Annotated in this window: 13 protein-coding genes; 10 read left to right on the forward strand and 3 right to left on the reverse strand. The window is 52.9% G+C overall.

What is annotated here, in order from left to right:
• Positions 1-9 precede the first annotated feature (9 nt).
• Positions 10-588 carry a lipoprotein gene (locus IBT46_RS08795; protein WP_105590796.1) on the reverse strand — a complete coding sequence of 193 codons (579 nt, stop codon included), beginning with the start codon at positions 586-588 and terminating at the stop codon, positions 10-12.
• 288 nt (positions 589-876) lie between these two features.
• On the opposite strand from IBT46_RS08795, the gene bolA reads away from it, so the two are divergent.
• From bolA to clpX (IBT46_RS08815), 4 genes are all read left to right on the forward strand, one after another.
• Positions 877-1,191 carry a transcriptional regulator BolA gene (bolA, locus tag IBT46_RS08800; protein ID WP_105590797.1) on the forward strand — a complete coding sequence of 105 codons (315 nt, stop codon included), beginning with the start codon at positions 877-879 and terminating at the stop codon, positions 1,189-1,191.
• 339 nt (positions 1,192-1,530) lie between these two features.
• Positions 1,531-2,835, forward strand: coding sequence for a trigger factor (gene tig / locus IBT46_RS08805; RefSeq protein WP_105590798.1), 1,305 nt, complete (start codon positions 1,531-1,533; stop codon positions 2,833-2,835).
• 360 nt (positions 2,836-3,195) lie between these two features.
• Positions 3,196-3,819 carry an ATP-dependent Clp endopeptidase proteolytic subunit ClpP gene (gene clpP, locus IBT46_RS08810; RefSeq protein WP_105590799.1) on the forward strand — a complete coding sequence of 208 codons (624 nt, stop codon included), beginning with the start codon at positions 3,196-3,198 and terminating at the stop codon, positions 3,817-3,819.
• Between the two features lie 100 nt (positions 3,820-3,919).
• Entirely contained in the window at positions 3,920-5,194 is a 1,275-nt protein-coding gene (gene clpX / locus IBT46_RS08815; RefSeq protein ID WP_105590800.1) for an ATP-dependent protease ATP-binding subunit ClpX, read from the forward strand.
• An 81-nt stretch (positions 5,195-5,275) separates the two neighbouring features.
• On the opposite strand, the gene IBT46_RS08820 is transcribed toward clpX (IBT46_RS08815), so the two are convergent.
• The gene (locus IBT46_RS08820; protein WP_105590801.1) at positions 5,276-5,869 is read right to left on the reverse strand and encodes an ATP-dependent Clp protease proteolytic subunit; all 594 of its coding nucleotides are present in this window, start codon (positions 5,867-5,869) and stop codon (positions 5,276-5,278) included.
• Between the two features lie 308 nt (positions 5,870-6,177).
• On the opposite strand from IBT46_RS08820, the gene clpX (IBT46_RS08825) reads away from it, so the two are divergent.
• The 6 genes from clpX (IBT46_RS08825) to IBT46_RS08850 all read left to right on the forward strand — a co-directional run bounded on the left by clpX (IBT46_RS08825) (position 6,178) and on the right by IBT46_RS08850 (position 13,642).
• Positions 6,178-7,452 (forward strand): ATP-dependent protease ATP-binding subunit ClpX, encoded by a 1,275-nt coding sequence (gene clpX / locus IBT46_RS08825; RefSeq protein ID WP_105590800.1) that lies wholly within the window; start codon positions 6,178-6,180, stop codon positions 7,450-7,452.
• Positions 7,453-7,640: 188 nt separating this feature from the next.
• Positions 7,641-9,995, forward strand: coding sequence for an endopeptidase La (gene lon, locus IBT46_RS08830; protein WP_200545366.1), 2,355 nt, complete (start codon positions 7,641-7,643; stop codon positions 9,993-9,995).
• Positions 9,996-10,217: 222 nt separating this feature from the next.
• A complete protein-coding gene (gene hupB, locus IBT46_RS08835; protein WP_105590803.1) occupies positions 10,218-10,490 on the forward strand; it encodes a nucleoid-associated protein HU-beta in 273 nt (90 codons plus the stop codon).
• Positions 10,491-10,749: 259 nt separating this feature from the next.
• A complete protein-coding gene (gene ppiD, locus IBT46_RS08840) occupies positions 10,750-12,621 on the forward strand; it encodes a peptidylprolyl isomerase (protein ID WP_200545367.1) in 1,872 nt (623 codons plus the stop codon).
• Positions 12,622-12,760: 139 nt separating this feature from the next.
• Positions 12,761-13,126, forward strand: coding sequence for a helix-hairpin-helix domain-containing protein (locus tag IBT46_RS08845; RefSeq protein WP_200545368.1), 366 nt, complete (start codon positions 12,761-12,763; stop codon positions 13,124-13,126).
• A gap of 108 nt (positions 13,127-13,234) precedes the next feature.
• On the forward strand, positions 13,235-13,642 hold the full coding sequence (locus IBT46_RS08850) for a thioesterase family protein (protein ID WP_200545369.1): 408 nt from the start codon (positions 13,235-13,237) through the stop codon (positions 13,640-13,642).
• A 116-nt stretch (positions 13,643-13,758) separates the two neighbouring features.
• Here IBT46_RS08850 and queC read toward each other — a convergent pair whose 3' ends face one another.
• Positions 13,759-14,454 carry a 7-cyano-7-deazaguanine synthase QueC gene (queC, locus tag IBT46_RS08855; RefSeq protein WP_200545370.1) on the reverse strand — a complete coding sequence of 232 codons (696 nt, stop codon included), beginning with the start codon at positions 14,452-14,454 and terminating at the stop codon, positions 13,759-13,761.
• Between the last annotated feature and the right edge of the window lie 46 nt (positions 14,455-14,500).

The following is a 14,500-nucleotide window of genomic DNA, read 5'->3' on the forward strand; positions in this document are numbered from 1 at the left end:
CTGCAATGATTAACGAGAGTTTTGCTTGATGAACTCGCTGACCGACGTGTCCTGAGCCATATCGGCAATCACGTCACCCAGTGTTGCGTTAACCGCATTGGTAATTTTTTCGTTGCTGGCGTTGAAAGCACCTTCCACGCTGTAGACCTGGCGATAGTTTTTCACCTGCTTATTGCCGTTTTTAGCGGTAGCAATAATCGAAATATCGGCCTTGGTGGTAATGCTGTAGCGGACGTTGCCCTGAGTCACGTCGGCATAAAGATTATTCACCACGATTTGCAGGTCGACTGCACCGCTTGGACCAACCATATAGCCACGGGCCGTCATCTGTTTCTCCAGGCTTTCCTGTAGCAGGAAGCGAAGATCGCGTGAAGGAGTCAGTGTGATCAGCTGACCGTCACGGTTCACTTTTGCCAGTGCCTGATCGGTACGCTGATCGGCTCCGTTGATACTGATGGTGACGCCCATCAGGCCTGGGTCCTGCTGGGGCAGCTTGATTTTAGGTGAAATATCAAGCGTGTTGCTGCTTGTCGCACAGCCAGCCAGCATAAACATGGCCAGCAGGGGGAACAGTAATTTTTTTAACATGCTTATTTTCTCGATAACGTGAGTTGTATTGCTGAAAAAACTCCGGCCATCATAACATCGCCTGTAGTCAGGGGAAGCCCCGATAGCGCGTAAATTCATCGCGTTGTCGTATTTTCGGACGACTGAACGCTTGAGGCTTGGACTGCAATCAGGCCTGAGTGTTTCACGTTCGATAAGTAAAAATGTTGGCTGATTTGAAAATTTCGTTAAAGTGCATCGGGTTTGCATAAAAAACGACTAACATTTAAAGAGATGGGGCGCAGTTCTCTGCTGGAGAGGAGTTCGGTTATGATCCGTGAACAAATAGAAGAAAAGTTACGTACGGCATTTTCACCGGTGCACCTTGAGGTCCATGACGAAAGCTATCGTCACAACGTCCCTGCGGGGGCGGAAAGTCACTTCAAGGTGGTGATCGTCAGTGACAGTTTTATCGACCAGCGTTTCCTGGTACGGCACCGTGCGATTTATGGGGTGCTGGCTGATGAACTTGCAGGAAGCGTCCATGCGCTGGCGTTGCACAGCTACACGGTCAAAGAGTGGGAAAGCCTGCAGGATACCGTGCCCGCCTCGCCTAACTGTCGGGGAGCCGGAACGCTGGCATAACTATTAATTATCTTCCAATACCAAACGGCCTCTGGGCCGTTTTTTCGTTTATAGCCGCTGAAAAGCCTCTGCTCTCATCAAATTCTTGCGGTTTCATCGCAAAAATGTAAAAAGTAGCGTGCGTCGGGGGAGTGTGCAGCCTCGACTCGCTTAGACGTTGCCGCTATAATGCGGCGTCTATTTTTTCACAGAATGTCTTCGGGACGCTTCTGTTAACAGGGAATGCGGTTCTGGCATCAGAAGCCGTCCCGGTTCTTAGATTCATTCAGTTATCGGTGTTTCCACCGTAGCAGGGTGCATCTGAAGTTGACCGAGCACGTGATTTTTTGAGGTAATAAGATGCAAGCTTCAGTAGAAACAACTCAGGGCCTGGGCCGTCGCGTAACGATTACCGTTCCTAAAGACGTGATCGAAACTGCAGTTAAAAACGAGCTGGTTAGCGTAGCTAAGAAAGTACGTATCGACGGTTTCCGTAAAGGTAAAGTGCCGATGACCGTCGTTGCACAGCGTTACGGTGCCTCCGTTCGTCAGGACGTGCTGGGCGATTTGATGCAGCGCAACTTTGTTGATGCGATCATCAAAGAAAAAATCAATCCGGCTGGTGCACCAAACTATGTACCGGGCGAATACAAAATCGGTGAAGACTTCACTTTCTCTGCTGAGTTTGAAGTGTATCCGGAAGTTGAGCTGCAGGGGCTGGAAGCAATCGAAGTTGAAAAACCGGTTGTAGAAGTCACTGACGAAGACGTTGATGCCATGCTGGATACCCTGCGTAAGCAGCAGGCGACCTGGAAAGAAACCGACGCGGCTGCTGGCGCGGAAGATCGCGCAACCATCGATTTCACCGGTTCTGTGGACGGCGAAGAGTTCGAAGGCGGCAAAGCGTCTGATTTCGTACTGGCAATGGGCCAGGGTCGTATGATCCCAGGCTTCGAAGAAGGCGTTGTTGGCCATAAAGCCGGTGAAACCTTCACTATCGACGTTAACTTCCCGGAAGATTACCACGCTGAAAACCTGAAAGGTAAAGCAGCGAAGTTTGAAATCGTGCTGAAGAAAGTTGAAGAGCGTGAGCTGCCAGAATTCACCGAAGAGTTCATCAAGCGTTTCGGCGTGGCTGATGGTTCTCTGGCTGGTCTGCGTACCGAAGTACGTAAGAACATGCAGCGTGAACTGAAAGGCGCCGTGCGTAACCGCGTGAAGTCTCAGGCTATCGACGGCCTGGTTGCGGCTAACGACATCGACGTTCCTGCTGCTCTGATCGACGGCGAAATCGACGTGCTGAAGCGTCAGGCTGCACAGCGCTTTGGCGGTAACGAGAAGCAGGCTCTGGAACTGCCTCGTGAACTGTTCGAAGAGCAGGCAAAACGCCGCGTAGTGGTTGGTCTGCTGCTGGGTGAAGTGATTCGTACCCACGAGCTGAAAGCTGACGAAGACCGCGTTAAAGCGCTGATCGAAGAAATGGCTTCTGCTTACGAAGATCCATCAGAAGTTATTGAGTTCTACAGCAAAAACACCGAGCTGATGAACAACATGCGTAACGTTGCGCTGGAAGAGCAGGCTGTTGAAGCCGTGCTGGAAAAAGCGAAAGTGACTGAGAAAGCCACTAACTTCCAGGAACTGATGAACCAGACCGCTCAGGCCTGATTTAACTTTACTGGTTGTTCAACGAAAGCCCGCAGCCATTGGCTGCGGGCTTTTGCTATTTAATGAACTGGAATCGACTGCTTTTGCTGACAATTTGTCTATTTATTCCGCAAATTGTCGCCTGAGCCAATATTCCTGGTTAGCAGTTGATAAAAACGTTGTTATGCTTGAAATAGCGGGGCAATATCCCCAGATTGTTATCACTGGCATACGCGTTCATCAGAGTATGCAACGATGCTATCAGGCCTGTTGAGCGCCCGGGTAGCTTCGGCGGAAAGGACCGGAATCATAGTGTTCCCGATCGCTCTCAAGTAGAATCGCTGCGGAGTGTGGCCAAATGAAATGTATCAGGAGACGATAATGTCATACAGTGGCGAACGTGAATTAACTGCACCTCAGATGGCTTTAGTGCCAATGGTTGTTGAACAGACCTCTCGTGGAGAGCGCTCTTACGACATCTACTCGCGCCTGCTCAAAGAACGCATCATTTTCCTGACCGGTCAGGTTGAAGACCATATGGCTAATCTGATCGTGGCCCAGATGCTGTTCCTGGAAGCAGAGAATCCCGAAAAAGACATTCACCTGTACATTAACTCTCCTGGTGGCGTTATCACTGCCGGGATGTCGATTTATGACACCATGCAGTTTATCAAACCTGACGTCAGCACAATCTGTATGGGACAGGCCTGCTCAATGGGCGCATTCTTGCTGACCGCTGGCGCAAAAGGCAAACGTTACTGCCTGCCAAACTCACGCGTGATGATTCACCAGCCGCTGGGCGGCTTCCAGGGGCAGGCTTCTGACATCGATATTCATGCGCGTGAAATTATCAAAACGAAACAGATGATGAATGAACTGATGGCGAAGCACACCGGCCAGAGCGTCGAAACGATTGAACGTGACACTAACCGCGATCGTTTCCTGTCGGCGGCTGAAGCCGTAGAGTATGGATTAGTTGATTCCGTACTGGCTCAGCGCAACTGATCTGTTTTGCCATGTATCCGTCGCTTCGCAGGCCAGACTTCGTGCTGGCCTGCGGTCGCTGACCCGGTGGGGCAGTGAGTGCGACAATGAGGGGGAGTGAATGACCGATAAACGCAAAGACGGTTCGGGAAAACTGCTGTACTGCTCTTTTTGCGGCAAAAGCCAGCATGAAGTACGCAAGCTGATTGCCGGCCCGTCAGTGTATATCTGCGATGAGTGCGTTGATCTGTGTAACGACATCATTCGCGAAGAGATTAAAGAGGTTGCGCCGCACCGCGAGCGTAACTCGCTGCCCACGCCGCACGAGATCCGCCATCACCTGGACGACTACGTTATCGGTCAGGAGCGGGCGAAGAAAGTGCTGTCGGTGGCGGTTTATAACCACTACAAACGCCTGCGCAACGGCGACACCAGCAACGGCATCGAGCTGGGCAAAAGTAACATTCTGCTGATTGGCCCGACCGGCAGCGGTAAAACCCTGCTGGCCGAAACGCTGGCGCGCCTGCTGGATGTGCCGTTCACCATGGCGGATGCCACCACGCTGACCGAAGCCGGTTACGTAGGTGAGGATGTGGAAAACATCATCCAGAAGCTGCTGCAGAAATGCGATTACGACGTGCAGAAAGCGCAGCGCGGGATCGTCTACATCGATGAAATCGACAAGATCTCCCGCAAATCGGACAACCCGTCGATTACCCGTGACGTGTCCGGTGAAGGCGTGCAGCAGGCACTGCTGAAGCTGATTGAAGGCACGGTTGCCGCCGTACCGCCGCAGGGTGGCCGTAAGCATCCGCAGCAGGAGTTCCTGCAGGTTGATACGTCGAAGATCCTGTTTATCTGCGGCGGCGCGTTCGCCGGCCTGGATAAGGTGATTTCCCAGCGCGTGGATACCGGCTCGGGGATTGGTTTTGGTGCCACGGTAAAAGGTAAAGCGGAAAAAGCGACCGAAGGCCAGCTGCTGGCGCAGGTGGAGCCGGAAGATCTGATTAAGTTCGGTCTGATCCCGGAATTCATCGGTCGTCTGCCGGTGGTGGCAACGCTGACCGAGCTGAGCGAAGATGCGCTGATCCAGATCCTGTGCGAGCCAAAAAATGCGCTGACCAAGCAGTATCAGGCGCTGTTTAACCTCGAAGGTGTGGATCTGGAGTTCCGTGATGAGGCGCTGACGGCGATTGCCAAAAAAGCCCTGTCGCGTAAAACCGGCGCGCGCGGGCTTCGCTCTATCGTTGAAGGCGTATTGCTGGATACCATGTACGATCTGCCTTCAATGGAAGACGTGGAGAAGGTGGTGGTTGACGCTTCGGTGATCGAAAACAACGGTGAGCCTAAACTGATTTACGGTAAACCGGAAGCACAGCAGGCGTCTGGCGAGTAGTATTAACGCCCGTCTGAGCATAAAAAATGGCCCGCAGCGAAAACTGCGGGCCATTTTTATATCAGCCTTTCAGCGGAGAAATCAGACCTTGAGTTCATCCCACTGGCTGATCACGTGCGTGGCAATACCGTAGTCGATAGCCTGTTCCGGGCTCATCCAGTAATTGCTGTCGGTGTCTTTTTCAACTTTCTCGAGCGGCTGCCCGGTCGCTTTGCTGATCAGCTTATTAATACGCTCACGCGCACGCAGCAGTTCTTTCGCTTCAATTTCAATATCTGAAACCTTGCCGCGCACGCCGCCTAGCGGCTGATGGATCATAAAGCGGGTATTTGGCAGCGAGTAGCGATTATCTTTGTCGGCTGCCAGGAAGATGGTGATCCCGGCGCTGGCTACCCAGCCGGTACCGATTACCACAACTTTAGGCTTCACGAATTTAATCATGTCATGGATGGTGTCGCCTGCTTCCACGTGGCCACCCTGGCTGTTGATAAACAGCTTGATTGGCTCGTCGCCCATCTCCTGCAGGATCAGCAGCTGAGCCGTCACTTTCTCGGCCAGTTCCTGATTAATCTCGCCGGAAATGATAATAGAGCGTGACTGCAGCAGCTTGTTCACTGCCAGCGCTGAATTCTTCTCTTCCTGGCCTTTTTCTTCTTTCTTTGGCTCTTGAGGCATGCTTTACACTCCATCGGGATCTGATAAGTCACGAGAGTTTAGCATAATCAAACAGGTAGCTAAATCAACAGTCATTGGGATGAATATTCAGATTTCAAAACAGAGGGATAGTGAATATCAATAACCCAAAATAGCATGCCGGATGTTTTTATGAACAATCCTGGACCAATTCACAATTCCACTGTGGGACTTGCGCCGTTGCTGAGTTTTACTCCCATTTTAAAGGGGAAATGGGCTATATTAATTGCTGGTACGCGTAAATTTAGACAGCCCACTTCAGGTCTGTTTAGCAAGACATGAGGTTACTGATGACAGACAAACGCAAAGACGGTTCAGGAAAACTGCTGTACTGCTCTTTTTGCGGCAAAAGCCAGCATGAAGTACGCAAGCTGATTGCCGGCCCGTCAGTGTATATCTGCGATGAGTGCGTTGATCTGTGCAACGACATCATTCGCGAAGAGATTAAAGAGGTTGCGCCGCACCGCGAGCGTAACTCGCTGCCCACGCCGCACGAGATCCGCCATCACCTGGACGACTACGTTATCGGTCAGGAGCGGGCGAAGAAGGTGCTGTCGGTGGCGGTTTATAACCACTACAAGCGCCTGCGCAACGGCGACACCAGTAACGGCATCGAGCTGGGTAAAAGTAACATTCTGCTGATCGGCCCGACCGGCAGCGGTAAAACCCTGCTGGCTGAAACGCTGGCGCGCCTGCTGGATGTGCCGTTCACCATGGCGGATGCCACCACGCTGACCGAAGCCGGTTACGTAGGTGAGGATGTGGAAAACATCATCCAGAAGCTGCTGCAGAAATGCGATTACGACGTGCAGAAAGCGCAGCGCGGGATCGTCTACATCGATGAAATCGACAAGATCTCCCGCAAATCGGACAACCCGTCGATTACCCGTGACGTGTCCGGTGAAGGCGTGCAGCAGGCACTGCTGAAGCTGATTGAAGGCACGGTTGCCGCCGTACCGCCGCAGGGTGGCCGTAAGCATCCGCAGCAGGAGTTCCTCCAGGTGGACACGTCGAAGATCCTGTTTATCTGCGGCGGCGCGTTCGCCGGCCTGGATAAGGTGATTTCCCAGCGCGTGGATACCGGCTCGGGGATTGGTTTTGGTGCCACGGTAAAAGGTAAAGCGGAAAAAGCGACCGAAGGCCAGCTGCTGGCGCAGGTGGAGCCGGAAGATCTGATTAAGTTCGGTCTGATCCCGGAATTCATCGGTCGTCTGCCGGTGGTGGCAACGCTGACCGAGCTGAGCGAAGATGCGCTGATCCAGATCCTGTGCGAGCCGAAAAACGCGCTGACCAAGCAGTATCAGGCGCTGTTTAACCTCGAAGGTGTGGATCTGGAGTTCCGTGATGAGGCGCTGACAGCGATTGCCAAAAAGGCCCTGTCGCGTAAAACCGGCGCGCGCGGGCTTCGCTCTATCGTTGAAGGCGTATTGCTGGATACCATGTACGATCTGCCTTCAATGGAAGACGTGGAGAAGGTGGTGGTTGACGCTTCGGTGATCGAAAACAACGGTGAGCCTAAACTGATTTACGGTAAACCGGAAGCGCAGCAGGCTTCTGGCGAATAAATAACCAAATCTTTCCAGTCAGTTAACCGAAAAGGGGGAAAATCTTCCCCCTTTAACATTTCTGGTCACCCCGACGTTGAATCTATTCCATTCATCCCCATATACTCAAATACCTGTGGGTAAACCGCTTCTGTTAAGGATGATGCGGTTCCCCTTACCTGGCGGAAATTAAACTAAGAGAGAGCTCTATGAATCCTGAGCGTTCTGAACGCATTGAAATCCCTGTGTTGCCGTTGCGTGACGTAGTGGTTTATCCGCACATGGTCATTCCGTTGTTTGTTGGTCGTGAAAAATCGATTCGCTGCCTTGAAGCCGCCATGGATCATGACAAAAAGATCATGCTGGTCGCTCAGAAAGAAGCTTCAACGGATGAACCAGGCATTAACGATCTCTTCTCTGTCGGGACCGTCGCCTCCATTTTACAGATGCTGAAACTCCCGGACGGCACGGTGAAAGTGCTGGTAGAGGGTTTACAGCGTGCTCATATCACGACTTTATCCGATAACGGCGACCATTTTGCCGCGCAGGCAGAATACCTTGAGTCTCCGGAGATTGAAGAGCGCGAGCAGGAAGTGCTGGTGCGTACGGCGATCAATCAGTTTGAAGGCTACATCAAGCTGAATAAAAAGATCCCGCCTGAAGTGCTGACCTCGTTGAACAGTATTGATGATGCTGCGCGCCTGGCCGATACCGTTGCGGCGCACATGCCGCTGAAGCTGGCTGACAAACAGTCCGTGCTGGAAATGTCCGACGTTAATGAGCGTCTGGAATATCTGATGGCGATGATGGAGTCGGAAATCGACCTGCTGCAGGTTGAGAAACGCATCCGTAACCGCGTGAAAAAACAGATGGAAAAAAGCCAGCGTGAGTACTATCTGAATGAGCAGATGAAGGCCATTCAGAAAGAGCTGGGCGAGATGGACGATGCGCCTGACGAAAATGAAGCGCTGAAGCGTAAAATTGACGCGGCCAAAATGCCGAAAGAGGCAAAAGACAAAACCGAAGCTGAATTGCAGAAGCTGAAGATGATGTCGCCGATGTCGGCTGAAGCCACCGTCGTTCGTGGCTACATCGACTGGATGGTTCAGGTTCCGTGGAATGCGCGCAGCAAAGTGAAGAAAGACCTGCGCAAAGCGCAGGAAACGCTGGATACCGACCATTTCGGCCTTGAGCGAGTGAAAGACCGCATCCTTGAGTATTTAGCCGTACAGAGCCGCGTCAGCAAAATCAAAGGCCCGATTCTGTGCCTGGTTGGGCCTCCGGGCGTGGGTAAAACCTCGCTGGGGCAGTCAATCGCCAAAGCCACAGGGCGTAAATACGTACGTATGGCGCTGGGCGGCGTGCGTGACGAAGCGGAAATTCGCGGTCACCGTCGCACCTATATCGGTTCGATGCCGGGTAAACTGATCCAGAAAATGGCCAAAGTGGGGGTCAAAAACCCGCTGTTCCTGCTGGATGAGATCGACAAGATGTCCTCGGACATGCGTGGCGATCCGGCCTCTGCGCTGCTGGAAGTGCTCGATCCCGAGCAGAACATTGCCTTTAACGATCACTATCTGGAAGTCGACTACGATCTCTCCGATGTGATGTTTGTGGCAACGTCTAACTCGATGAACATTCCGGCTCCGCTGCTGGACCGTATGGAAGTGATCCGTCTTTCTGGCTACACCGAAGACGAAAAACTGAACATCGCCAAACAGCACCTGTTGCCGAAGCAGATCGAGCGTAACGCCCTGAAGAAAAATGAAATTTCAGTCGATGACAGTGCGATTGTTGGCATCATCCGCTACTACACGCGTGAAGCGGGTGTGCGTAGCCTTGAGCGCGAACTGTCCAAGCTGTGCCGGAAAGCAGTGAAATCGCTGCTGATGGATAAGTCGCTGAAACGTATTGATATCAATGGCGACAACCTGAAAGACTTCCTCGGCGTACAGCGCTTTGACTACGGCCGTGCCGACAGTGAAAACCGTGTCGGTCAGGTGACCGGTCTGGCGTGGACGGAAGTGGGTGGCGATCTGCTGACCATTGAAACCGCCTGCGTACCGGGTAAAGGCAAGCTGACCTACACCGGTTCTCTCGGTGAAGTGATGCAGGAGTCCATCCAGGCTGCGCTGACCGTGGTGCGTGCGCGTGCGGACAAGCTGGGCATCAACGGTGACTTCTACGAGAAGCGTGACATCCACGTTCACGTTCCTGAAGGGGCTACGCCGAAAGATGGTCCAAGTGCAGGTATTGCCATGTGCACCGCGCTGGTCTCCTGCCTGACGGGTAATCCGGTGCGTGCTGATGTGGCCATGACCGGTGAGATCACGCTGCGTGGCCAGGTGCTGCCGATCGGTGGTTTGAAAGAGAAACTGCTGGCAGCGCATCGCGGCGGGATCAAAACGGTACTTATTCCGGACGAAAACAAGCGCGACCTGGAAGAGATTCCGGATAACGTGATTGCCGATCTTAAGATCTATCCGGTGAAGCGGATCGAAGAAGTTCTGGAGCTGGCCCTGCAAAATGCCCCTTCCGGCATGCAGGTTGTCACCGAAAAATAGTAATTTAAGATAAATCGCCGTAAAACGAGGGCTGGCAGGTGAATTGTTACTTGCCAGCCTTTTTTTGTCCGGCTAATTTAGGATGCTGTTAAGCCAGTCATAGCAACGATTGCCGATGGTAATGGCTCAACAAGTTAGGTTCGCGGTCATAATAAACGACTGCACATACGTTTCTGGCAGGGTGCCAGTCACGGTGTGAAAAATAAAAGAGGGGATGATTAGGTGAACAAGTCACAGTTGATCGACAAAATTGCTGCAAATGCAGATATTTCCAAAGCTGCAGCCGGACGTGTACTGGATGCGTTTATTGCCTCTGTTACTGATTCTCTGCAGTCTGGTGACGAAGTGGCGCTGGTAGGATTCGGCACCTTCTCCGTGCGTGAGCGTTCAGAGCGTACTGGTCGTAACCCACAGACGGGTAAAGAAATTACTATCCCTGCGGGCAAAGTACCGGGCTTCCGTGCCGGTAAAGCGCTGAAAGACGCCGTTAACTAAGCAATATGCTGCCGTTGAAACAGATTTCTTCGGCGGAGTGAGGATCGCCAGGGCGTTCTCATGTAACATACAGGCACATCATCAGACTGATGTGCCTTTTTTTTATGATTCAGTGACATTCGCATAATGCGGTTGTCTACAGGATGTAACTCCCTGGAGTCACTGGAGTTGCAGCAATGCATGGCGTTGCACGTCCTCGGGAACGCGGGACGATAGCGCAAGGTTTTACATTCACACTACAGCGGAGTGTTGTCACACCATGATGGACAATTTACGCGCGGCCTCGAACCATGTCGTGCTCAAAATTATACTGGGTTTGATCATCCTGTCCTTTGTTCTTACCGGCGTGGGCGGATACCTGACAGGCGGCAGTGGTGATTATGCGGCCAAGGTAAATGGTCAGGAAATCAGCCGTGCTCAACTTGAGCGAGCTTTCAGCAACGAGCGTGCACGTCAGCAGCAGATGCTGGGCGAACAATTCTCCGCACTGGCAGGTAACGAAGGTTACATGCAGCAAATGCGTCAGCAGGCGCTTTCGCAGTTGACCGATGAAATTCTGCTAGACCAGTATGCGAAAAATATTGGCCTGGCAATTAGCGACGATCAGATTAAGCAGGCGATCTTCACCCAGCCCGCGTTCCAGACCGACGGCAAGTTTGATAACGCCAAGTATCTGGGCCTGATTGGCAATATGGGCTTTACGGCCGATCAGTATGCGGAAGCGCTGCGTAAGCAGCTGACCACTCAGCAGCTGATTAAGTCCGTGACCGGTACCGACTTTGTTCTGGGCAGCGAAAGTGATGCGCTGGCCGCGTTAATTTCCCAGCAGCGTCTGGTGCGCGAAGTGACGATTAACGTTGGTGAACTGGCGGCAAAACAGACCGTCACCCCTGACGAAATCAATAACTACTACCAGCAGAATAAAAACAGCTTCATGTCTCCTGAGCAGTTCCGCGTAAGCTACATCAAGCTGGATGCGGCAAGCATGCAGGAGCCGGTCAGCGAGAGTGAAATCCAGGGCTGGTATGATGAACATCAGCAGGATTACACTCAGCCGCAGCGCAATCGCTACAGCATCATTCAGACCAAAACCGAAGCGGAAGCGCAGTCGATTCTGGATGCACTGAAGAACGGCGGTGATTTTGCCGCGCTGGCAAAAGAAAAATCAGCTGACCCGATTTCAGCACGGCAGGGCGGCGATATGGGCTGGCTGGAGCCGGACACTACCCCTGATGAGTTGAAAAACTCAGGCCTGAAAGACAAAGGGCAGCTGTCAGGGATCATCAAATCGTCAGTTGGCTTTATTGTCGCTCGCCTGGATGATATCCAGCCTCAGCAGGTTAAAGCGCTGGCCGACGTTCGTGATGATATTGCGGCAAAAGTGAAGCAGGAAAAAGCCGTCGATGCTTACTATAAGCTACAGCAGAAAGTCAGTGATGCGGCAAGCAACGACACTGAGTCACTGGCGGGAGCTGAAGAAGCGGCAGGCGTTAAAGCGGTGGAAACGGGCTGGTTCAGCCATGATAATCTGCCGGCTGAGCTGAACTTTAAACCGGTTCAGGAAGCGATCTTCAACGGCGGCCTTGCCGGTGATAATGGTGCTCCGGGCCGAAATTCAGACATCATCACTGTTGATGGCGATCGTGCTTTTGTCCTGCGTATCAGCGAACACAAGCCTGAAGCCGTTAAGCCGTTGCCAGAGGTGACCGCGCAGATCACCGATACCCTGAAGCAGCAGAAAGCGCAGGCGGCCGCGAAGTCGCAGGCGGATAAACTGTTGGCAGATCTGAAAGCCGGCAAAGGTGATGAGGCGCTGAAAGCGGCGGGTCTGAGCTTTGGTCAAACCCAGACGCTGACGCGTACCGGGCAGGACCCTCTGACGCAGTCAGCCTTTGCGCTGCCGCTGCCTGCAGCGGGTAAAGCATCTTACGGTGTGGGTGAAGATATGCAGGGCAACGTAGTGCTCCTGTCGCTGGATAAGGTACAGACGGGTGAAATGCCGACTGCACAGAAAACCGCGCTGGTTCAGGGCGTAACGCAGAATAACGCACAGATTGCCTTTGAAGCGCTGATGACTAACCTGCGTAAAGAAGCCAAAATCAAGTACGGTGCGGCTGCACAGGCGCAGTAAGCCTCGCAAAATCACTGCAACTGATTGCAACTCGAAAGGCCGCTTATGCGGCCTTTTCCATTTCTGAAATCTGCCGTTTGCCGCCTGAAAAGCGCTGACGTAGGTTAGTCATGCTGTCAAACACATGGAGGAAAACAGCATGTTCAAATCAACGCTTCAGGCTTTTTCACTGGCATTCGGTATGGCGCTTATCACACCTGCTCTGGCAGCAGGTAACGCGGACATGCCAAAGGAGGTGAAGGCCGAAACCAGAACGGAAGTGGGAACGTCGGTGCCGTCGGGTGCTGGCAAGAGCGGTGAAGATGTGAGTGGTCAGGTGAGCATTAACAGTGCCACCGCGCAGGAGCTGGCGGCCACGCTGAACGGCGTGGGTCTTAAAAAAGCGGAATCTATCGTCAGCTATCGTGACAAGTATGGTCCCTTCAGCCAGGTCGATCAGCTGACCGAGGTTCCGGGGATCGGCAAGGCGCTGGTCGAACGTAATTTGGCACGAATTAAACTGTGATCCGTTTCGCGAGTCGGGCACGTTGTCTGCAACGTCGGTGCTCCGGCTGCTAATCTCTTAGAGGTCATACCAGTTGGCGTGGCCTTTTTTACTCTGAGATCGGAAGCAATGCAGACCACCATCAAAGTTCGTGGCTATCATCTTGATGTTTATCAACACGTCAATAACGCACGCTATCTGGAGTTTCTTGAAGAAGCCCGCTGGGCCTGGCTTGAGGAAACCGAATCCTTTCACTGGATGACGACCAATCATCTGGCGTTTATTGTGGTGAATATCAATATTAACTATCGTCGGCCCGCGGTGCTTGGCGATGTCCTGCTGGTCAGCAGCAGGGTGCAGCAGTTGAACGGCAAAAGCGGCGTGATTGCTCAAACGGTAACGCTACAGCCCGGCTGCGAGGTAGTGGCGGATGCACTGTTAACCTTCGTCTGTATTGACCTGCGCACTCAGAAAGCGCAGCCGATGGAAGGGGAACTGCGTCAGAGGCTGGAGGCGATGCTGGAGCCGAGTGAATAGAGCATGATGCTTTCACTCATTCAGCCAAACGGGAAACGGCTTAATGCCACCAACGCTCTTTTTTTCGGGTTGCCGCGGATGACCGGGAGGGTGCCCGGTCATCATCGCCCTGGCGCTTAAACCAGGCCGGTTTTCGTTTTCATCGCCTGCATCACAGTATCAGCATTGTGCTGATATTCCTGCAAACCGTTAGCGCGCAGATGGCAGGCCGCGCACTCGCCGCAGCCATCGCCCTGGATGCCGTTGTAGCAGGTCAGCGTCTGTTCACGAACCAGTTTAAGCTGCTGCCAGTAGTCGGCCAGCGCCCAGGTTTCCGCCTTGTTCAGCCACATCAGCGGTGTTTCAAAGCGGATATCGCGCGCCATGCCCAGTGATACGGCATGGTTAAGGGCTTTTACAAACTCATCGCGGCAGTCAGGATAGCCCGAAAAATCGGTTTCACACACGCCGGTAATCACCGCTTCGGCTTCCACCTGATAGGCATAAATAGCCGCCAGCGTGAGGAAGAGTATATTACGCCCCGGTACAAAGGTACTCGGCAGGCCGCTACTGGCGGGGTCCCAGTCAGGGACTGGGATGTTATCGCGGGTCAGGCTGCTGACCGCCAGTTCGTTAAGCAGGGTGACATCCAGAACCTTGTGCGCACGAGCACCCAGCGACAGCGACAGCCGCTGAGCAACGTCAATTTCTGCCCGATGCCGCTGGCCATAATCAAAGGTCACGCAGTGGACTTCGTCGTACTGCTTAAGGGCCTGGATCAGGCAGGTTGTTGAATCCTGACCACCGCTGAATACTACGACTGCACGTTTCATACTTACTCTTCCTGATAATGTTCTGCCCGCTATGGTACTGCCTGAA

This window comes from Erwinia sp. S38 (genome assembly GCF_016624545.1).
Lineage (GTDB): Bacteria > Pseudomonadota > Gammaproteobacteria > Enterobacterales > Enterobacteriaceae > Erwinia > Erwinia coffeiphila.

Bases quoted from the DNA above. Each gene is read 5' to 3' on its own strand.
- IBT46_RS08795 (WP_105590796.1), bottom strand. From the start codon at position 588: ATGTTAAAAAAATTACTGTTCCCCCTGCTGGCCATGTTTATGCTGGCT.
- bolA (WP_105590797.1), top strand. From the start codon at position 877: ATGATCCGTGAACAAATAGAAGAAAAGTTACGTACGGCATTTTCACCG.
- tig (WP_105590798.1), top strand. From the start codon at position 1,531: ATGCAAGCTTCAGTAGAAACAACTCAGGGCCTGGGCCGTCGCGTAACG.
- clpP (WP_105590799.1), top strand. From the start codon at position 3,196: ATGTCATACAGTGGCGAACGTGAATTAACTGCACCTCAGATGGCTTTA.
- clpX (WP_105590800.1), top strand. From the start codon at position 3,920: ATGACCGATAAACGCAAAGACGGTTCGGGAAAACTGCTGTACTGCTCT.
- IBT46_RS08820 (WP_105590801.1), bottom strand. From the start codon at position 5,869: ATGCCTCAAGAGCCAAAGAAAGAAGAAAAAGGCCAGGAAGAGAAGAAT.
- clpX (WP_105590800.1), top strand. From the start codon at position 6,178: ATGACAGACAAACGCAAAGACGGTTCAGGAAAACTGCTGTACTGCTCT.
- lon (WP_200545366.1), top strand. From the start codon at position 7,641: ATGAATCCTGAGCGTTCTGAACGCATTGAAATCCCTGTGTTGCCGTTG.
- ppiD (WP_200545367.1), top strand. From the start codon at position 10,750: ATGATGGACAATTTACGCGCGGCCTCGAACCATGTCGTGCTCAAAATT.
- IBT46_RS08845 (WP_200545368.1), top strand. From the start codon at position 12,761: ATGTTCAAATCAACGCTTCAGGCTTTTTCACTGGCATTCGGTATGGCG.
- IBT46_RS08850 (WP_200545369.1), top strand. From the start codon at position 13,235: ATGCAGACCACCATCAAAGTTCGTGGCTATCATCTTGATGTTTATCAA.
- queC (WP_200545370.1), bottom strand. From the start codon at position 14,454: ATGAAACGTGCAGTCGTAGTATTCAGCGGTGGTCAGGATTCAACAACC.